Below are 18,091 nucleotides of genomic sequence, written 5' to 3'. Positions count from 1 at the left end.
GGTGGGGCGCCACCATCGGGCATGAACTGTGGGCCATCCCATGCGGTGAGCGGCGGTCTCGCGGTGATGACGATATGAAAGATCGGTTGGTTCTCCCAGGCATCGGGCTCGTCTCTATTGTCGTCCTCTTGGGTGTGGCGTTCATTCTGTTGGGTCGCCAGGCCCAGGTCGAGGAAAGTGGTACGATTTCCGGCTTGCCTGCAGTGAATGCCTTTCTGAACGGAACGAGCGCCGTACTCCTCACGATCGGGTATCTCTTCATCCGACGGAAAAAGGTGACCAGCCACAAGATCTGCATGGTCACAGCCTTCGGGGTCTCTTGCCTCTTTCTGGTGTCCTATCTGATACACCATTACCAGGTGGGTTCGATCCCCTTTTCTGGCCGGGGCTGGATTCGCCCGGTCTACTTCACCCTCCTCATCTCCCACATCATCCTCGCTGCTGTCATCGTCCCATTGGCGTTGACCACGGTGTATCGGGCCTTGAACGCCCAGTTTGACAAACACGTAAAAATTGCTCGCTGGACTCTTCCAATTTGGTTATACGTCTCGGTGACCGGGGTCCTCGTCTATGTGATGCTCTACCAGCTCTACCCGCCGCGGTAAATGGGGGTGAAGAGGCAGCTGCAGGCGTCGGATCACTGCACGGAGTCTGTCTGTGCTAGAATCGCTTCGAGCGCAAGGATGAGATGGATCTCCAACGCATCGGACAGATTATGGGCCGGGGCGTTAACTTGCGATGCCCGAGATGTGGTGCCGCACCCCTGTTTAGCGGCCGTTTCTCCATGTACTCTCATTGTCTGTCCTGCGATCTCCAGTTCGAACGAGAGCAGGGATACTTTGTCGGAGCCATCTATGTCAATTATGCAGTTACTGCGGTACTGATGATCGCGGGATATTTTTCACTTGATCTGGTCGTCGGCATGTCCCTCACTCAGCAGCTGATCCTGTGGTGCACGTTCGCCGTCTTTTTTCCGCTCTTCTTCTTCCGGTACGCCAGAAGCCTGTGGCTGAGCTTTGATTATATTTTCAATCCCGAGAACGCACATGGTGAGCGGAGCTCTCGACGGTGACCAAAGCAAGAACAGACATGAATATTCCTGCCGTCGAAGTCGAGGGGCTGCGTCACACGTACGGCGCCCGGGAAGCCCTCGCCGGGGTGACGTTTTCCGCAATGCGCGGAGAGATTTTTGGCTTCCTAGGCCCGAACGGCGGGGGGAAAACGACCCTGTTCAAGATCCTCTCGACCCTCATGCCCCCGACAGGCGGCAGTGTTCGGGTGTTTGGGCATGATCTTGCGCATGAGTCGCAGGCCGTCAGGCCGCGGTTGGGGGTGGTCTTTCAGCACCCCAGCCTCGATCCGCAGCTCACCGTCATGGAGAACCTCATGCACCACGGACATCTCTATGGGCTGTGGGGTCGGGCCCTGCACAGCCGGACTCGAGCGACCCTTGACCAGCTCGGATTGGGGGATCGTGCCTCCGACCCGGTGAAGACCCTTTCTGGGGGCTTACAGAGGCGAGCCGAGTTGGCCAAGGTCTTGGTCCACCGCCCGGAGCTCTTGGTCATGGATGAGCCGAGTACCGGCCTCGATCCCGGCGCCCGCCAAGATTTCAACACGGTCCTCCGCCGGTTACGCGAGCAGGAGAACGTGACTATTCTGCTCACGACCCACCTCATCGATGAGGCCGAGCAGTGCGACCGGGTCGGCGTGCTTCACCAGGGGCGGTTGGTGGCTATGGGAGACCCGGAGACGTTGAAGGGGAGCGTCGGTGGTGACGTGGTGGTCATCTGGGCGGATAACCCCGAGGATATGGGAGTGAAGATGCGCGAGCGGTTCGGGTGTGAAGCGAGCGTAATTGACGGAGCCCTGCGTGTGGAGCACCCATGCGGGCATGAGTTTGTCCGGGAGGTGGTGGACGCCTTTCCTGGTGCGGTGAAATCCGCGACATTCGGAAGACCGACACTCGAAGATGTCTTTATCCGCCTCACCGGGCGGCGCCTGTGGAGCGATGATGCCTAGAGCAACTGCTGTGCGGCTTTGGCTGCCCGTGATGACCCTGTGGTGGAGAGAGATGGTACGGTTTTGCCGCCAGCGAAGTCGCCTGGTGGGAGCGCTCGTACAACCCTTGCTCTTCTGGATCTTGCTCGGCGGAGGGTTCAGCGCTTCGTTTCGACCTCCCGGAACTCCGGAGGGGACTGCCTATGTGGAATACTTCTACCCGGGGATCATCACGCTGGTGCTCTTGTTCACTGCCATCTTTGCCACGATCTCCACCGTGGAGGACCGACGGGAGGGCTTCTTACAGGCGGTCCTGGTGGCTCCCGTCACCCGCTCGAGTATCGTGCTTGGTCAGGCCCTCGGGGGTGCCACCTTGGCCCTGTTGCAGGGGGTACTCTTTCTCCTCCTCGCACCGGCCGCTGGCATTTCCCTGACCATGTCTGCAGTCGTGGCGGCCGTGGCAGTGATGTTTGTTATCTCCTTTGGACTCACGAGTCTCGGATTGGTAATCGCGTGGCGGATGGAATCGGTCCAAGGATTCCATGCGATCATGAACCTGATCCTGATACCGATCTGGCTCCTTTCCGGTGCCTTCTTCCCCGCCGCGGGTGTGCCCGTGTGGCTGCAGTGGGCTATGAGGTTGAATCCCCTGACGTATGGCGTGGCGGCCTTTCGGCGGTGTCTGTACCTTGGCAACCCTGCTGCGGTGGGCGAGGCGCCACCGCTCCTCCTCTCCCTCGTCCTCACCGTGTTGTTCACCGCGGTCGCCTTTGTCGCTGCTACAAACGCCGCTCGTCGGAGCGCCGCTTAGGACGCTGGGAGGCGTGAAATTTCGGATTTCGAAATTCGAATTTTTCGCACGTCCAGAGTTTAGGATTTTAAATCCGCAATCCGAAATTGCAAATTCGAAATACCCCTGGTGACTGCGTGAAAGCTGCTGACTGCGGACAGCTCAGAGAGGACAGGTGGGCTACGTAACGAGGCGGTAATCCTGGATCAGCTCCTCGAGGCGCTTGGCATTGATAAGCTCAAGGGGAGGCCCTTCCGCTACTTTGGAAGTCTCTTCGGCAAAGAAGCCGGTCGTGATGAAGATGCCTTTCGTGGCCTGTTCGCCCTTGACGTGATCCCGAAGGGCGTTGACTTGGATTGAAGCGACGAAGCCGTCCTCGGGATGGGTGCAGTGGACGAGATAGTCACCCCCCGTAATGGGCTGGGGGTTTACGGCTGCGATCTCCAACTCCCGCGGTCCACTTGGGACGCAGGAACTCACCACTAACCCCATCTCTTCGACGAGTGTGAGACACAGCCGCTTGAAGTCTTCCATGGTGAGGTGGGCAAAGCTCGAGGCCGCCTCCGGGCGACGCCCCTCTCGTTCGACCGCTGGCTTGCTGGGCTTGGCAAAAACCAACAGGGCAATCAGAAGAAAGCCGAACGCGATGGAGATGAAGACCACAAGAAACATGGCGATCCTACTTGATCATGTCCTCGTAGATCTCGTCCTCGCGCCCCTCTTCGATGAGCCGGTCGTGTTTGAAGGCCTGCTTGAGCGCGACGTAGAGGCAGATCACCGCCGAGATCAGTAGCATTATGATGGGAATGTTATCGGGCTTGGTCAGGATAATAATGAACTGGTCCATGGTTGGGTCTCCGCTAGCTAGCCGGCTCGATTGTAGCCAGGTCCCCCCGGTATTGCAAGGCTCTTTTCCCCTCTCTTCCGTCTTCCTCTGGCCGGTTTGACACCCTTGCGACCGTCCGTTATAGTGGGGAAGTTTTTTTGGGCACGGGAGAGTAGATGTACTATCTGGGCCGGGGGCTGCAGGTGCTAGGGATGGCCAATCTGATGGTGGGTTTCTATGTCGGGATCTCCGAGGAGCAAGGCATGGGGCCCGAATTGCTCCTCCTCGGGATCGGGGTTCTCTTGTTCCTCATGGGCTGGTTCCTTCAAAGGAGGGGGGGATGAGGCGCGTCTTACTCCCGTGGATCATCGGGGTCTTGCTGGGAGGTTTCTCCCCTGCCCACGCCTCACTCGAGCTGGAGGAGAGGGCGATGCTCGCCTACCACCGGGGGGAGACCCTCCGTCGGTCAGGAAAGTATGAGGAGGCAGTCAAGGCCTACCGGCAAACCCTCCAGATCTTCCCCGAGCATCCGATCGCTTTCGAGCGCCTCCGGGACGTCTACAAAAAGGAGGGCACGGCAGCAGAGACCATCCGAATATTGGAGGCCCATGTAGCCCGGCAGAGGGGCGACTTCATTGCATGGAATCTTTTGGGGGTTCTGTACGGTCGCGAGCGACGGTGGGATGAGGCCCTCAAGGCGCTTGCGCACAGTGTAGAGGCAGAGCCGAGGGCCGCCGATACCCTGGTCAACCGCGGCTGGGTCCTCATGGAGCTGCGCCGCTACGAAGACGCCATAGCTGCCTTTGAGACCGCTGTGAAGCTGCAGCCCCGGCTGGCCCGGGCTCACGCCGGCCTCGGCAGTGTCCTCGTAGAGGCGAGGGGGGACTACACAGAGGGGATGAGGTATTACTTAGCGGCCGTCAAGTTAGATCCAGAGAATGCTGGCCTCTTGAACGACCTGGGTTGGCTTTCGTACAAAATGCAGCGGTACCCGGAAGCGGTTGCGGCTCTCGAAAAGGCCACCACCCTGGATTCCAGAAATCCGATGATCCAAACGAACCTGGGATTGGCCTACCAGAAAGCGGGCAAGATCGAGGAGGCGGTAACGCACCTTCAAAAGGCGCTTGCCATAAACCCCCAATATACACTGGCCCTGTACGCGTTGGGGAAGACCTACGAGTCTCGAGGGCGATACAACGATGCCATTCAGGCCTACCGTCGAGCCTGGAAGCAGAGCAGCAATGATATTTACTTGCTCCTCTGGCTACAGGCCTACATAGCCAGCCACGGGCAGGTGATGATCCTCTTCCTCTTCGGCTTTCTCGCCGTCGTCGCAGTGATTGCGCTTCGCACCCTCCGAGCGCGAAGGACGCTGGCCACCACAAAAGGGTGACTAACCCTGATTATTCACATAGAAGTGAATAATCAGCCCTCCGGGCTTCGACTCCGCCCCGCGTTTGCGGGGCGTCGCTCAGGGCTAGCCTTGAGGCCCGCCGCAGCGGCGGGATCGAAACCTGCCGGTGCGGCCGAGCCCGCATCTGCAGGTGCATTATTCACGAAGACATTCCGTTCGTAAATAATGCGGGCTACCGCTTCTTGGCCGCAAGGGCCTGCAACATGCGCTGGGTGTCAAGGATGCGCTGCGACTCGATCTTTAATCGGTGAATCCAAGACAAGCGCCGCGGCCGCAAGGAGGCGGCACCGAACTCGTCGGGGCGGAGGGCCTCCAGGTGGCAGGTCTCCACCCACGATCGGCCTAGCTTCAGGAGGGCTAGCAGGCCGAGCAGGGCGAAGAATCCCCCCAAGAGGTTAAAGCCGAGAAAAGGCATGAACCCCTCCGAGGTGAAGGGGGCGGTGAGCAGATCCTTGAGGCTAGGGGTGCCCGTCGTGGAAAAGCTATACGTCAACGCATAATAGAGTCCAAGCGCCGTGCAGGCCCCCGCAATCGCGAAGGACATCACAGCGCCTGGGATTTGCTTCCGAGTCCGGCCACGCTGTTTCTGCACCTCGATGTGTAATCGGGTTCTGCCCACGTGATCGACGATGGAATTGGCGAGCTCCATCTTCTGGCGTAACGCGACATCCTTCTTCTGAAGGTCCTGAAGGTCATAGTCCCGCTTCCCCACCGCCTTGGCGATTTCATCGAAGAGTGTGGTTGCAGTCTCCTCGGCCCGGGAAAGTTCCGCAGGGTCTGCGGCCCGGGCTCCACTCTCGAAATCGATCAGGGCATAGAGGACTTCTTTCGCATGCTCGAACGAGGAGTCGGGACCAGCGACCTTTGCCTCTTCTGCTTGACGCTGGGCCGGGGCCGCTGCGGCCACCTGTTGCGGGGCAGGCACCTCGGCCTTCGAAACAGCCTTGACCTCCGCTGGCTTCGCAGCGGGAGCAGCTTGGGGATGCACTGCTAGGGCGGACGGTGCCCCAGAAACCGTCCGCCCGTCAGCTTTTCCCAGGAGCAACCTGAGGGCCGCGGCTGCCGCTTCGGCGGCGCGGGCCGCCGCCTCGGCCGCCGCGGCGGCGGCCTCGGCCACCTGTGAGAGAGCATCGCCTGCTACCGCCCTGACGGGCGCGGCCGCCGGTGCAGGGGCCGCCGGGGTCACCGCAGGGGCGGCTGCTGCGGGCGCGGCTTCCACCTGTGGTGGGGCAGGTGCCGCTGCCGCTGGTGCAGGAGCCGGAGCGGCCTCTGTCTTTGGTGCAGGCGCGGCCTCCGCCGTGGGGGGCGGAGGCGCCGGGCCGCCGTAAGGTGGTGGGAGCGTGACCGTTTTGCCCTCTACGGTGAAGGTGGTCCCAAGATTCTCCTGGTCTCCCAACATCTGTTTGGTCAAGGCGTGGGGGGCATTTGTGTAATCGAACTTGTAGTTCTTCTCGGTATACGAGTTCCACTGATCGGGGACGCTGTCCTCCGGGAAGATGGCCGTGACTGGGCAGACCGGCTCACAGGCCGCGCAGTCAATACACTCGTCGGGGTGGATGTAGAGCATGTCCGTCGCCTCGTAAAAACATTCGACGGGACAGACCTCCACACAGGCCCGGTCCTTGGTGCCGATACAAGGTTCAGTGACGATATAGGTCATACCCCTCCCCCCGTTATTCTCGTGTTGGAACGACGGAATTGGAAGCAGGAAAAAACCCCTTCTACTTGTTAATTGTATTGAGTCCTCCTGGCTGAGGCAAGAAGAAAATGTGCGCATTTGGCCGATCTCTGAAGGCTCGCGGTAAGTCCGTAGTGATGTCTTGTATCGTGCTCCGCGAGAGAAGAGAGGACAAATTTTACAGCATTGTTACTCCCCTGCATTTTTTGCTTGACAACCACAATATGTTGTATGATATTTGAGGTGCAGGCCCCAAATGTTGTGGAAAAGCATGTGGATGAATTGTGGAGTCCGGGGCCGCGACTAGGTGTCTTCAGCCATCTTCTCATAATAAGGAGGCCGGAAATGATGGGCAACTCCCGATTGGTGACTAAAGTGAAAGGGAGTGGAAGAAGATTCCTCGACCGCTTCCCCGATCCTCCTGCCAAGAAGGGGAATTGGTCTGAGTCCGCCCTTCGGGTGATGCAGGAGCGATACCTTGCCCGGCAGGGGGGCAAGGTCCTGGAGACCCCTGAGGGTATGTGCTGGCGGGTTGCGGCTGAACTCGCTTCTGTAGAAGAAAAGTGGGGGAAGTCACCCGAAGAGATCCACGAAATTGCCTGTCGGTTTTACGACCTCATGGTGGACGGCGTCTTCCTCCCAAACTCTCCCACCCTCATGAATGCCGGAAAGCAGAACGGGCTGCAATACTCGGCTTGCTATGTGCTTCCGGTCGGGGACAGCATGGAGGAAATTTTTGAGGCGGTGAAGGCGGCCGCCCTCATCCACAAATCGGGTGGCGGGACCGGCTTTGCTTTTTCTCGCCTCCGGCCCAAGAATGCCATCGTCAGCTCGACCGGTGGGACGGCCTCAGGCCCGGTCAGTTTCCTTCGCGTCTTTAACGGTGCTACCGAGGCGGTCAAGCAGGGCGGGACTCGTCGGGGTGCCAATATGGGGATCCTCCGGATAGATCATCCCGATGTCCTGGAGTTCATTGAGTCCAAGCTCGATGGGGGGATCACCAACTTTAATATCTCGGTGGCCATTACCGAAAAATTCATGGATGCCCTTCGGAATGATGAGGCGTACGAGTTGGTCACGCCCCACACACAAGAGGTGGTGGGGAAGCTCAGGGCGCGCGACGTCTTTGACCGCATCGTCAAAGCCGCCTGGCGGACCGGGGACCCCGGACTTTTCTTTATCGACCGGTGCAACGCCGGCCGCGCGAATCCCACTCCGGTCATGGGCGAGGTGGAGGCGACCAACCCGTGCATCGCGGGCGACACGCTCATCTCCACCACACGCGGGCTCGTCCGCGCGGACGAGCTTTCCCGGGCTGGCAGAGCGGTGGACGTCGTCCTGGACTCCCGCTTCGACGCCGGTGAGTGGGCTCCGGCGTGCGCGGTGTTTGAGACAGGGGTCAAGCCGCTTTACCGGTTGGTGACGGAAGAGGGCTACGAGGTCCGCCTGACTGCTGACCACCGCCTCATGACGCCTGATGGCTGGCGGCGAGCGGACACCCTTCGGCCCGGCGATCTCGTCCACATCGTGGACCGGAAGGGGGACTTCGGATCAGAAGGCTTCCTCGAGGAAGGCCGCTTGCTCGGGTGGCTGATCGGGGACGGCCATATCCGGCCCGACAAGGGGGTCATCCTTCGATTTTACGGACACGAGAAGCGCGAGCTCGCCCCCCTCTTCGCTGCGTACATCAACGCCATGGTCGGGAGCGGCGCGGAGGATCGGTACGCGATTACGGCCGTTGAGGTTACAGGCCGGGATCAGGCAACGGTAAGTTCAGTCCGGTTCGCGCGGCGAGTGCTGGAACGGTATCGCGTTTCGCAGGATACGAAGCTGAGTCACGTTCCCCCTGAGGTCCTCGCGGGCTCCGAGGATTTACAGCGCGGGCTCCTCCAGGCCCTCTTCACCGCTGACGGACATATCAGCGGGACGCTGAAGAAGGGCGTATCGGTCCGACTGACGTCGATCTCCCTGCCGCTGTTGAGGGACGTTCAGCGAATGCTGCTGAACTTCGGCATCGCCTCGCGACTTTACGCCAATCGACATTCCGCACGGACCACATCCCTGCCAGACGGGAGGGGAGGGGTGGTTGCATACGAGTGTCAACCTGATCACGACTTGGTGATAAGCCGGACGGGACTGGCGACCTTCGCTAAGGAGATCGGCTTTCTGACGGCAGCGAAGCAGGACCGGCTGGTGCGGACGCTCGGCGCGTATAGGCGCGGTCCCTATCGAGAGATGTTCGTCGCGCGGGTCAAATCGCTCGAACCCGATAGTGTCGAACCGGTTTTCGACCTCAACGAACCGCTCACACACAGTTTCGTTGCCAACGGGTTCGTCGTGCACAACTGTGGGGAGCAACCCCTCTATCCCAATGAGGCCTGCAATTTGGGCTCGATCAATCTCGCGACCTTCTTCAGGCCGGCGGCGGGCAACGGCAAGGGGACAATCGATTGGGCGGGCCTCGAGCGGGTAGTGCGGTTGAGCGTCCGGTTTCTGGATGACGTCATCGAGGCCAATCCCTATCCCCTCTCAGAGATCGATGCGTCGGTGAAGGCCAACCGGCGAATTGGGATTGGGGTGATGGGCTGGGCAGATCTCCTCTTCGAGCTGGGTATCCCCTATGACGGTGAGGAGGCCTTGAGACTCGCCGAGGAGGTCACGCGGTTTATCGAGGAGAAGGGGCATAATGAGTCGGCCAACCTCGCCGAGGAGCGAGGGCCATTCCCCAACTGGTCGCGGAGCATCTACCAGGACGAGCGGCCTCTCCGTAACTCGACGGTGACCACGATCGCACCCACTGGCACCATCTCTATCATCGCGAACTGTTCCTCCGGGATCGAGCCCGTCTTTGCGCTTGCCTTCAGCCACATTGTGGGGGATCGCCACCTCACTTTTGTCAACCCTATTTTCGAGCGGATAGCCAAGGCGCGAGGTTTTTACAGTGAGGAGCTGATGAAGGCAGTGGCCGAGCGCGGGTTAGCGCGAGACCTTTCGGGGATCCCCGACGACATCCAGCGGATTTTCGTCACCGCCCACGAGGTCGCACCCGAATGGCATGTCCGGATGCAGGCGGCCTTTCAGAAGTATACCGATAACGGTGTTTCCAAGACCATCAACCTCCCCCATTCAGCCACCGAGGAGGATGTCGCCAAAGCGTATCTCTTGGCCTATGACCTCGGCTGCATCGGGATCACCGTCTTCCGAGATGGATGCAAGGCAGACCAGGTGCTTCATCTCGGCACAAAGAAAAAGGCGGAAGCCGGGGCCGAGCCCGCAGTGGAGGTCTGGACTGGCATCGAGCCAAGGCCCGAAGAGTTAGCGGGGAAAACCTATCGGATGGAGACGCCGGCGGGGACCGCGTTTATCACGGTGAATGACAATGGCAAGGGTGCCGGAGAACCTTTTGAGGTATTCGTCAGCGTGGGAAAGGCCGGCAGCGAGACCATGGCCCATGCAGAGGCCCTCGGGCGCTTGATCTCACTGATCCTTCGACTTCCCCTGCCGAAAGGCATGTCTCCCCGGGATCGGGTGGCCGAAATTGTGGGACAGCTCAGTGGGATTGGCGGGGGGAGGCCTCTGGGATTTGGACGAAAGCGGGTTCTCTCGCTTCCAGATGCCTTGGCGCAGGCCTTGGCCCAACATATCGGCCTGACCGAAGTCAGGGAGCGAAAGGTGACCGAAACGGCGCTGACCAAAGTCGGCGACCTCTGCCCGGACTGCCAGCAAGCGACCTTGGTGAGCGAGGAAGGGTGTCGGAAGTGCTACTGGTGCGGCTTTAGCGAGTGCTGACGTGCAGACTTCGTCCCTCGCTATCTTGCGTCGGGGGAGCGCACCATCGCGAGGCATGGTTGGTGGATCAAAGGCCAGTTTTCTGCAGGTGAGGAATTGTTTGCTGTAAGAGCCTGAACTTCTCTATGTGCTGGAGGGGCATCATGGCTGATGAATATCTCCTCACGAGCACCGCAGAAGTCAATCTGGCGGAACAGTTGGAGGGACGGAGGCGGGCCGAGCGGTTGGAGGAGATCCTGTGGCAGGTGCTCTATCGCGTGGCTCAACCCGGGGAGGTGAACCTCCTCGTCCTAGACCTAGGTGAGGGAGAATGTCTGGTGGCGTTACGTCACCACCACAGCCTGATCCAAGTCCGGTTCTGGCGAGACTTGGTAGACGGGGTTCTGGCGGGCCCGGACGCCGGTGTCAAGCAGATCTTGGAGCGAGTCCTCGCAGGAGCACTCGAACTTCATCCAACGAGGCTATTGCTCCGGCAAGCTGGGTGAGGCTGGTGTGTGGCGCCATCGGCCGGCCTGGTGCGGATAATGTGATTGAAGGAGCGAGATCAACAGGAGAGGAGGTGAGAGCGGACTGTGCATGAGGAGTGGACCGATGCGGAGATCCGGGGATTTATGGAGCGGATCACTATGGAGCGTCGCCGCGCGGAGCGGCGGGCTCGGGCCAAGCGCAAGGAGCCGCGTCCCCTGGTCCCAAAACGCCGCCGTTCCTCGCCGAAGGAGCTGCCGGCTCCGGCGGCGGTGGCGGTAAAGAAGAGACGCTTAGCCGGCTAAAATTAGCGAATTTTCTCGGAAAGATGGGAAGCGGAGGCGGGAGCCTCTTTTTTTGTTGTCTTTCAAACCTCGTTATGGTTTATTTTAGGCGGTGAATTACGCAGGGATTGGTAAAGGGAGGACTCGGTCATGCAGCATCTCGAAGACCTGGCGATGGCTCCTTTATCCCTGATAGATCGGTTTCGGCAGGAGGTGCCGAAAATGTTAGAAGATCGGACCATTCCTGCAAACGAGCTGATGGACCGCATCTCGCAATTTCGGGAACAGATATATCAGCAGGGCGAGACCAAGTTCACGGAGTTTGTCAAGGAAGCGGAGTCGATGGAGCAGGAGCTGCTCAGACGGGTGGAGCAGCTCCGGGAAATCCGGGAGCGGGCCCTGCTGATCCGCGGTCTCATCAATTCCATGTTCCGCCCGGGGGTGAGCTAGAGGTCCTCCGTTGTTGCGAGCATTTCGCCATCCGACGGGGATCCCGAGCCTCATAGGCCGGGTGGTTGTCGCGATGCTGCTAGGTCTGTATGCGTCCGCCGTGTCGGTTGCGGCGGAGCAACCGGATCGGCGCGAAGTCCCGAGCGCGGTGGTTCGGGCCTACCTTGAAGCCCTCCTCGATGGAAAATATGACAAGACGTATGAGTACCTCTCCTCCAAGCAGCAGAGTGACACGTCCCCAAAAGATTGGGTTGAGCAGCTCAAGCGCCAGGGCGTGAAGCCTCGGTCACAGGTCCTCTTCATGCGGGTCAGTCCCGCCATCGTCCGCGGCGAGAAGGCCACGGTGGTTTCCAGCTTTCGTCTCGAGACCCCTGAGGGAAGGAAGGTGAGCCGCGAGACCTATAACCTCGTCCGAGAGCAGGGGCGCTGGCGGATCGACGGCATCAAGGTCTTCGACGCCCCGACCGAGAAGTAGCCTGCGTGTAGCCCTCCGCGGACCCGCTCATCTTCCCTTTTTCGGGATTTTTGCGATTCACACCGGGCCCGGTACGACCGGGCGATCATGCCGAGGAACACATTAGGGAGAGGGAGAGAAGATGAGCATCAGGTCAGATGCGTGGATTCGGGCCATGGCCCGTGACCAAAAAATGATCGATCCCTTTGAGGAGTCACAGGTGCGGGAGGGAGTAATCTCCTATGGTCTCTCCTCTTACGGATACGACATCCGGGTCGCGGATGAGTTCAAGATCTTCACAAACATCAATACGACCATCGTGGATCCAAAGAACTTCAGCCGGCAATCTTTCGTCGATTTCCAGGGACCGGTCTGCATCATCCCGCCGAACTCCTTTGCCTTGGCCCGGACCGTGGAATACTTCCGGATTCCCCGCAGTGTCCTCACGATTTGTGTCGGAAAGTCGACCTATGCACGGTGTGGGATCATCGTAAACGTCACCCCGTTTGAGCCGGAATGGGAAGGGCATGCGACGCTCGAGATCTCGAACACCACACCGCTCCCTGCCCGGCTGTATGCGGGGGAGGGGATCGCCCAAGTGATCTTCTTCGAGGCGGATCAGCTGTGCGAGCGGTCTTACGCGGACAAGCAAGGGAAGTATCAAGCCCAACAAGAGATTACCCTGCCTCGCATTTAAAGCAGTCAGCGGTCAGCCGTCAGCTATCGGCAACAGCTTTCAGCGATCACCTATCAGCCGTCAGCAATGTTTTAGGTCTTGGGTTCGAGGTGTTGGGAACACCAGCCGCTAACCACCAATCACTGGCGTCCCAGCGTTCTTGCTGCGTGCTGGCTGCTGCGTCTGGCTAGTACCGTTCCAACTTGTTCGTCCGAATCCAAACTCTTATCTTAACCGGCGGAAGAAGTTGGAACGGCACTAGGCGGCCCGGCGGAGTGAAAACGGCCAGAAATAGGGGTCAAGTCTGCTCTTGACTCATGTTTCACCCTCCTGCTACTCTTCTGCCATGGCACGTCCGCTCCGCATTCAGTTTCCGCACGCCTACTACCACGTCATGAACCGCGGCCTAGCCCACCAGGCCGTCTTCACCGATCGAGCAGACCGGGCCATGTTCCTCCAGCTCCTGGCCGACTGCCATGAAATGTGGGGAATCCGAGTCATCGCCTACTGCCTGCTGGACACTCACTATCATTTACTCATCCAGACGCCGCAGGCCAACCTGTCGCGGGTCATGCGGCATCTGGACGGGTTGTACACGCAGCGGTACAACCGGCGACATCAACGAGACGGGCCGCTATTTCGCGGTCGGTACAAGGCGATCGTGGTGGGGGCTGACGAGTACCTGCTATCGGTGGCCAGATATATCCACCAGAATCCGGTCGCCGTCGGCTTGGTCCGTTCCGCGGAGGCCTACGCATGGAGTAGTTATCGCCTCTACTTGGACAGAAGGAGGCAGCCGGCATGGCTGGATGTCGAGCAGCTCCTGAATCGGTTTCCCAAAATGGATCGACCGAGAGCGTTTTTGACGTTCATGCGCTCTAAGGTGGAAGAACCGGTTAGAGCGTTCTATGAGAGCAGGCGGTGGCTGCCGGTGCTGGGGTCGAAGGATTTGCACAAGCGCCTTCGGAAACGGGTCAGGAAGAGAAAAACCGGTCTCGCAGAAGTGCCCGAGGCCAAGGCCTATCTCCGACCGGACGCCAGCACTTGTCTTGAGGTGGTGGGGCAAGTGTACGGACGGAGGAGAGAGGACTTACTGCGGAGTCGGCGGGGACAGCGGAACGAGGCGCGCGCCATGGCGATGTATATGTGCCGCCGGCTCGCCGGAATGAAGCTGGAGGTAATTGCCAAGCTGTTTAGGGTCGGGGGTTATTCGGCGGTCGGTAGCGTGATTGGAAGGATGAAGGAGCAGCTAGAAAGGGGAGGTGAAACCGCGCGGCGGTTCCAAAAGATTAGGCAGCGCCTGCAAAGATGAGTCAAGAGCAGACTTGACCCCACGGCGTGGCATGGAAGGTACTAAAGGGCTGGAAGGCTAGAAACCTAAGAGTCTGCTGGAAGCGTGTCTGCCGGCTCCCGGACTTGCCAGGGTTACGACTCGCCAGCCTTCTCGCTTGCTAGCCTCCTAGCACGTCGTGATTCCTGCTGACAGCTGGCTGCTGACTGCTGCGTCTGGCTAGTACCGTTCCAACTTGTTGGTCCGAATCCAAACTCTTATCTTAACCGGCGGAAGAAGTTGGAACGGCGCTAGGCGGCCCGGCGGAGTGAGAAGGGCCAAAGTTTGAAAGTCCTTTGGGTGGCGGAACAAATGCTGTTGGCGCACCGGTACACGCGGAACACGAACTTATGGCGCTCTCCCGTGGGGATCAGGTAGCAGCCGCAATGCGGGCAGGGTTGCCGGTCGGCGTAGTACTGTTCCAAGTACTGGCGGATCTCATGAAGATCATAAAGGATCTCGCCACTTGGAGTGAGAAACATGTATTCGGTTATCATCTGCTTCGCCCCTCCGAGATCCCACATTCCTGGTCGAAATGCGAGACGATTTCGTCCATGGAGATCCTTAACCAATACGTGTAACGCTCAGGGTGTTCCCGGACGTCCTGTCTGAGTTCTGCTAAATCAATCCATTTCCATTCGTCCACTTCTTGCGGGCTCGGAGTGGGTTCGCCCTCAAGCGTACCGAGAAAAACGTGATCAAATTCATGCTCAGTGAGATCGTTGTCACATTTCACTTTATACGTAAAACTGAAAATTTCATACAACGCACAATCAAATCCCATCTCCTCTTTCAGACGTCTGTGGGCTGCTTTTTCTGTGGGCTCTTCAGGCCTGGGATGGCTACAACACGTGTTTGACCAGAGACCCCCGGAATGATATTTCGATTGTGCTCTCTTCTGAAGAAGCAATTGACCCCGAGAGTTAAAGACGAATACCGAAAAGGCCCGATGGAGTTTCCCCTCTTGGTGCGTGTGTATTTTTTCCCCAATGCCGATTTCTCGGTCAGCGGCATCCACCAGGATAACTTTTTCTTCCATACTGTTCTGTCCCCGGTCGAGAGTCTAGAGTTGAGGGCAGGTGAAATTTCGAATTTCGGAATTCGAATTTCGGATTTGTTCATTCTCAGGGCTTAGCTTCTGCAAATTCGCAATCCGAAATCGTTCGACTGAGGCTCACGACTCGAAGTCCCAAATCCGCAATCCAGCTTGCTCCCCGGTCTCCTGTCTCTCGACTCTCAACACTCCACTCTCCGCTACTACGTGCCGAACCGACGCTTCCGCTGCTGGTAACTCCGGATGGCCCGCAGCAAATCGATCTTGCGGAACGCAGGCCAGTAGGCGTCGCAGAAATAGAACTCGCTATACGCGCTCTGCCAGAGGAGGAAACCCGAGAGGCGTACCTCGCCGCTGGGGCGTATGATCAAATCTGGGTCGGGCATGTCGTAGGTGTACAGGTACTTGCCAATCTCCTCCGGGGTGATCTCCTCAGCGGCCTTGGCCAGTGACTCCCCGCGCCGGGCCCGCTCGCGCAAGAGCAGCCCCACGGCGTCCGTAATCTCTTGCCTCCCCCCGTAGCCCACCGCGATGTTGAGGTAAAAGTTGTCGTGGTGCCGCGTGGCCTCTTCGGCCAGGGCAATGGCTTCCTGCAGTGAGGCAGGGAGCAGCTCCATCTGCCCTACTGCCCGGACCCGGACCCCTTTGCGGTGGATCTTGGGGTCGACGGCCACTGAACGCATCTTGTCCTCGATGATCCCGATGATCCCGTTCAATTCTGCTGGGGAACGGGTGAGATTTTCGGTGGAGAGGGCAAAGAGGGTCGTGATCTTGATCTGCAGCTCCTCGAGCCAGTCCATCACCTCCTCGAGCTTATCTACGCCGACGCGGTGCCCCGCCAGGGGGTCCTCAAACCCGAGTTCACGGGCGTACCGTCGGTTCCCGTCCAGGATGAGGCCAATGTGGCGGGGCAGGGGATTGATTTGGACCTCGCGGACGAGGCGCCGCTCGTAGAGTCCGTAAAGCAGGGACAGGGGATCGAGCATAAGGGCTTACTCCTGGGGGGGGTCTACAGGGGTGACGGGCTGATCACCATCCTCATCACCATTCGACCTCAGCCATTCAGCCTCCATGGCCTCGTAGTAATCAGGGACTTCTAGGGGCTCTTCGGGGTCTTGCTCAAGGGGATCTGGCTCAGCGAGGAACGAAGGATGTCGTGGCTCCATGTATGGCCCTCCACCAGGAAATTTTAGCACATTTTGAAGGAGATTTTCCCGATTCGGTAGGAGATACTGCAAACTGCGTTCCAGCAAGTGTGATTTCCTAAGCCCCATCCAAATCAGCAGATACAGGTCTGGGACTTGCAAGGGCAGTGCGGGAATGGGGGTTGGCAGTGAAAATTTTGCGCTCCAGCGAGACCAGGACACAGAAGCGTCTGACGACGCCACCCTGAGTGGCTCTGCTTACCTGGTGCTTGACATCCCCACCGCCTCGTGGATGATAGGGTTATAATGGTAACCGTGTATGGCTATGCGCGCGCCCGCTGGTGGGCGGTCTTCCTGGGCGCCATCTCTCTCTGGCTTGTGGCTTGTGCCGCGCGAGACACTGCGCCCGCCGGGGTAGCTCCCCCGCCCATCGTCCGCGTCGACGCGCCCCCCGAGTGGCGACCCGGCGACCGGTGGGTGTATGACTGGACGAGCGGAACCAACACAGGGACCAAGACTGTGGAGGTCCTGGAGATCAAAGAGGTCAACAAGGTCCGGTATTACGTTGTTAGGGTTGGAGACAGTGAACAGTATTACACCCTTGACTTCCGATGGTCTGGCATTGTGCGGGACTCCCGGGTCGAGGCACGCATGATTCCTCCGCAGCCGTGGTTCACCTGGCCCCTCGAAGTCGGGAGTCGGTGGGTCCAACGCGGCGTCTACGAGGCACTGGACGAGGACAAACGAGTCACCGAAACCTTTGCCGTGGTAGCTTCCGAGATCGTTGAAGTCCCCGCTGGGCGGTTCCCTGCACTCAAGGTAGTCCGCGAGGCGAGTAGCCGGGATTCCGACCAATACTGGTTTGCCCCCGAGGTCCGCTGGTATGTGAGGTGGATCGGCCGCCGCGGGGAGGTCCAGTTCGAGGAGCGGCTCCGGGAGTACCACGTGGCGCCGAGGCTGATCCCCGAGCCCGCTCCCGTGAAACCACCATCCAAGACGAGATAGTGCCCCCTCTTCTTCCTATTACTCAACCTAGCTGAATACCATCTTTCGCGAAAGCCGTGCTAGTGCCTCTTCAACTAACCCCTCGTAAGCACCCCAGGCTTCCGCCAGCCCGGATTATTCACACAGAGGTGAATAATCTACCCTCCGGGCTTCGAATCCGCCCCGCGTTTGCGGGGCGTCGCTCAGGGCTAGCCTTGAGTCCCGCCGCAGCGGCGGGACGCATTATTCACGAAGACACTCCGTTCGTGAATAATGCGGGCCAGGGGGACTGAGGGGTGGTAGGAGTGTTCCTCCCCGAGGCTCCCCTACGCCTGCTGGGGGGTGCTCAGCGAGGCGAACGCCGAGCGCCGAATCCCGAAGGCTTTCGGGACTAGCGGAAGTGCCGCACCAGCGCAGAATGCTAGTGAAAAATAGTTGGTGCGGCACTAGAATACTGGAACGCTAGTGGTTGGTGACTGGTGATGAGTGCCTGGTGATCGGACCTGCTAACACCCAGCACCTAACACCTGTCACCCTATTGACGGCCGAGGCTGACAGCCGACTGCTGACCGATGATGGCTGGAGCGAAGCGGAGATGCGTGCGGTCATTCAGCGGGTGCGCCGGGCTCAAGTAATCATTGACGGGGGGGCCGTGGGGCAGATTGGCCTCGGCTTGGTCGTTTTCCTGGGGGTGGGCAAGGAGGACGGGCAAGAGGAAGTGGACTGGATGGTGGAGAAGATTGCTCACCTC

The 18,091-nt window shown here is 59.4% G+C and carries 21 protein-coding genes and 1 pseudogene; 15 read left to right on the top strand and 7 right to left on the bottom strand.

Annotated features, from left to right (window positions below; translation table 11 throughout):
- The 4 genes from O6929_01345 to O6929_01330 form a co-directional block, all read left to right on the top strand.
- A partial coding sequence (locus O6929_01345) for a DUF420 domain-containing protein (GenBank protein ID MCZ6479040.1) occupies positions 1 to 605 on the top strand: 605 nt, incomplete at its 5' end.
- Positions 606 to 688: 83 nt separating this feature from the next.
- The gene (locus O6929_01340) at positions 689 to 1,072 is read left to right on the top strand and encodes a DUF983 domain-containing protein (GenBank protein MCZ6479039.1); all 384 of its coding nucleotides are present in this window, start codon (positions 689 to 691) and stop codon (positions 1,070 to 1,072) included.
- Positions 1,069 to 2,022, top strand: coding sequence for an ABC transporter ATP-binding protein (locus O6929_01335; protein MCZ6479038.1), 954 nt, complete (start codon positions 1,069 to 1,071; stop codon positions 2,020 to 2,022). The genes O6929_01340 and O6929_01335 overlap by 4 nt, the downstream gene beginning before the upstream one ends.
- Positions 2,023 to 2,032: 10 nt before the next feature.
- On the top strand, positions 2,033 to 2,812 hold the full coding sequence (locus tag O6929_01330; protein ID MCZ6479037.1) for an ABC transporter permease: 780 nt from the start codon (positions 2,033 to 2,035) through the stop codon (positions 2,810 to 2,812).
- 159 nt (positions 2,813 to 2,971) lie between these two features.
- Here O6929_01330 and O6929_01325 read toward each other — a convergent pair whose 3' ends face one another.
- Both O6929_01325 and O6929_01320 read right to left on the bottom strand, forming a co-directional pair.
- On the bottom strand, positions 2,972 to 3,463 hold the full coding sequence (locus O6929_01325; GenBank protein MCZ6479036.1) for a restriction endonuclease: 492 nt from the start codon (positions 3,461 to 3,463) through the stop codon (positions 2,972 to 2,974).
- Positions 3,464 to 3,470: 7 nt separating this feature from the next.
- On the bottom strand, positions 3,471 to 3,638 hold the full coding sequence (locus O6929_01320) for a hypothetical protein (GenBank protein ID MCZ6479035.1): 168 nt from the start codon (positions 3,636 to 3,638) through the stop codon (positions 3,471 to 3,473).
- 155 nt (positions 3,639 to 3,793) lie between these two features.
- Between O6929_01320 and O6929_01315 the strand changes: the two genes are divergently transcribed.
- On the top strand, positions 3,794 to 3,961 hold the full coding sequence (locus O6929_01315; protein ID MCZ6479034.1) for a hypothetical protein: 168 nt from the start codon (positions 3,794 to 3,796) through the stop codon (positions 3,959 to 3,961).
- Positions 3,958 to 5,010 (top strand): tetratricopeptide repeat protein, encoded by a 1,053-nt coding sequence (locus O6929_01310; protein MCZ6479033.1) that lies wholly within the window; start codon positions 3,958 to 3,960, stop codon positions 5,008 to 5,010. Before O6929_01315 ends, O6929_01310 begins: the two co-directional genes overlap by 4 nt.
- A gap of 1,465 nt (positions 5,011 to 6,475) precedes the next feature.
- Here O6929_01310 and O6929_01305 read toward each other — a convergent pair.
- Positions 6,476 to 6,691 (bottom strand): annotated as a pseudogene (locus tag O6929_01305) (ferredoxin family protein).
- Between the two features lie 363 nt (positions 6,692 to 7,054).
- Between O6929_01305 and O6929_01300 the strand changes: the two are divergent.
- The 7 genes from O6929_01300 to O6929_01270 all read left to right on the top strand — a co-directional run bounded on the left by O6929_01300 (position 7,055) and on the right by O6929_01270 (position 14,139).
- Positions 7,055 to 10,498, top strand: a complete 3,444-nt coding sequence (locus O6929_01300; protein ID MCZ6479032.1) for a ribonucleoside reductase class II — start codon at positions 7,055 to 7,057, stop codon at positions 10,496 to 10,498.
- A 143-nt stretch (positions 10,499 to 10,641) separates the two neighbouring features.
- Positions 10,642 to 10,983 (top strand): hypothetical protein, encoded by a 342-nt coding sequence (locus O6929_01295; GenBank protein MCZ6479031.1) that lies wholly within the window; start codon positions 10,642 to 10,644, stop codon positions 10,981 to 10,983.
- 87 nt (positions 10,984 to 11,070) lie between these two features.
- Positions 11,071 to 11,268 carry a hypothetical protein gene (locus O6929_01290; GenBank protein ID MCZ6479030.1) on the top strand — a complete coding sequence of 66 codons (198 nt, stop codon included), beginning with the start codon at positions 11,071 to 11,073 and terminating at the stop codon, positions 11,266 to 11,268.
- Between the two features lie 129 nt (positions 11,269 to 11,397).
- The gene (locus O6929_01285) at positions 11,398 to 11,697 is read left to right on the top strand and encodes a hypothetical protein (protein ID MCZ6479029.1); all 300 of its coding nucleotides are present in this window, start codon (positions 11,398 to 11,400) and stop codon (positions 11,695 to 11,697) included.
- Between the two features lie 10 nt (positions 11,698 to 11,707).
- Entirely contained in the window at positions 11,708 to 12,172 is a 465-nt protein-coding gene (locus tag O6929_01280) for a hypothetical protein (protein MCZ6479028.1), read from the top strand.
- A gap of 121 nt (positions 12,173 to 12,293) precedes the next feature.
- Positions 12,294 to 12,848, top strand: a complete 555-nt coding sequence (gene dcd / locus O6929_01275) for a dCTP deaminase (protein ID MCZ6479027.1) — start codon at positions 12,294 to 12,296, stop codon at positions 12,846 to 12,848.
- 325 nt (positions 12,849 to 13,173) lie between these two features.
- The gene (locus O6929_01270) at positions 13,174 to 14,139 is read left to right on the top strand and encodes a transposase (GenBank protein MCZ6479026.1); all 966 of its coding nucleotides are present in this window, start codon (positions 13,174 to 13,176) and stop codon (positions 14,137 to 14,139) included.
- Between the two features lie 269 nt (positions 14,140 to 14,408).
- On the opposite strand, the gene O6929_01265 is transcribed toward O6929_01270, so the two are convergent.
- The 4 genes from O6929_01265 to O6929_01250 form a co-directional block, all read right to left on the bottom strand.
- Complete coding sequence (locus O6929_01265; GenBank protein MCZ6479025.1) at positions 14,409 to 14,654, bottom strand: hypothetical protein; 246 nt, start codon at positions 14,652 to 14,654, stop codon at positions 14,409 to 14,411.
- Entirely contained in the window at positions 14,651 to 15,196 is a 546-nt protein-coding gene (idi, locus tag O6929_01260) for an isopentenyl-diphosphate Delta-isomerase (protein MCZ6479024.1), read from the bottom strand. The genes O6929_01265 and idi overlap by 4 nt, the downstream gene beginning before the upstream one ends.
- Before the next feature lie 218 nt (positions 15,197 to 15,414).
- Entirely contained in the window at positions 15,415 to 16,197 is a 783-nt protein-coding gene (gene uppS, locus O6929_01255; protein MCZ6479023.1) for a polyprenyl diphosphate synthase, read from the bottom strand.
- A gap of 6 nt (positions 16,198 to 16,203) precedes the next feature.
- Positions 16,204 to 16,377 (bottom strand): hypothetical protein, encoded by a 174-nt coding sequence (locus O6929_01250; GenBank protein MCZ6479022.1) that lies wholly within the window; start codon positions 16,375 to 16,377, stop codon positions 16,204 to 16,206.
- Between the two features lie 285 nt (positions 16,378 to 16,662).
- On the opposite strand from O6929_01250, the gene O6929_01245 reads away from it, so the two are divergent.
- Positions 16,663 to 17,361 (top strand): hypothetical protein, encoded by a 699-nt coding sequence (locus tag O6929_01245; GenBank protein ID MCZ6479021.1) that lies wholly within the window; start codon positions 16,663 to 16,665, stop codon positions 17,359 to 17,361.
- A gap of 472 nt (positions 17,362 to 17,833) precedes the next feature.
- Positions 17,834 to 18,091: D-aminoacyl-tRNA deacylase (locus O6929_01240; protein ID MCZ6479020.1), on the top strand; the 258-nt coding region annotated here is incomplete at its 3' end.

Source organism: Candidatus Methylomirabilota bacterium, from assembly GCA_027293415.1.
Lineage (GTDB): Bacteria > Methylomirabilota > Methylomirabilia > Methylomirabilales > CSP1-5 > CSP1-5.
Note: the sequence above shows the minus strand (reverse complement) of the source record. Positions and strands in the feature narration are given on the sequence as shown.

Bases quoted from the DNA above. Each gene is read 5' to 3' on its own strand.
- O6929_01340 (MCZ6479039.1), top strand. From the start codon at position 689: ATGGATCTCCAACGCATCGGACAGATTATGGGCCGGGGCGTTAACTTG.
- O6929_01325 (MCZ6479036.1), bottom strand. From the start codon at position 3,463: ATGTTTCTTGTGGTCTTCATCTCCATCGCGTTCGGCTTTCTTCTGATT.
- O6929_01320 (MCZ6479035.1), bottom strand. From the start codon at position 3,638: ATGGACCAGTTCATTATTATCCTGACCAAGCCCGATAACATTCCCATC.
- O6929_01315 (MCZ6479034.1), top strand. From the start codon at position 3,794: ATGTACTATCTGGGCCGGGGGCTGCAGGTGCTAGGGATGGCCAATCTG.
- O6929_01310 (MCZ6479033.1), top strand. From the start codon at position 3,958: ATGAGGCGCGTCTTACTCCCGTGGATCATCGGGGTCTTGCTGGGAGGT.
- O6929_01300 (MCZ6479032.1), top strand. From the start codon at position 7,055: ATGATGGGCAACTCCCGATTGGTGACTAAAGTGAAAGGGAGTGGAAGA.
- O6929_01295 (MCZ6479031.1), top strand. From the start codon at position 10,642: ATGGCTGATGAATATCTCCTCACGAGCACCGCAGAAGTCAATCTGGCG.
- O6929_01285 (MCZ6479029.1), top strand. From the start codon at position 11,398: ATGCAGCATCTCGAAGACCTGGCGATGGCTCCTTTATCCCTGATAGAT.
- dcd (MCZ6479027.1), top strand. From the start codon at position 12,294: ATGAGCATCAGGTCAGATGCGTGGATTCGGGCCATGGCCCGTGACCAA.
- O6929_01270 (MCZ6479026.1), top strand. From the start codon at position 13,174: ATGGCACGTCCGCTCCGCATTCAGTTTCCGCACGCCTACTACCACGTC.
- O6929_01265 (MCZ6479025.1), bottom strand. From the start codon at position 14,654: ATGATAACCGAATACATGTTTCTCACTCCAAGTGGCGAGATCCTTTAT.
- idi (MCZ6479024.1), bottom strand. From the start codon at position 15,196: ATGGAAGAAAAAGTTATCCTGGTGGATGCCGCTGACCGAGAAATCGGC.
- uppS (MCZ6479023.1), bottom strand. From the start codon at position 16,197: ATGCTCGATCCCCTGTCCCTGCTTTACGGACTCTACGAGCGGCGCCTC.
- O6929_01250 (MCZ6479022.1), bottom strand. From the start codon at position 16,377: ATGGAGCCACGACATCCTTCGTTCCTCGCTGAGCCAGATCCCCTTGAG.
- O6929_01245 (MCZ6479021.1), top strand. From the start codon at position 16,663: ATGGTAACCGTGTATGGCTATGCGCGCGCCCGCTGGTGGGCGGTCTTC.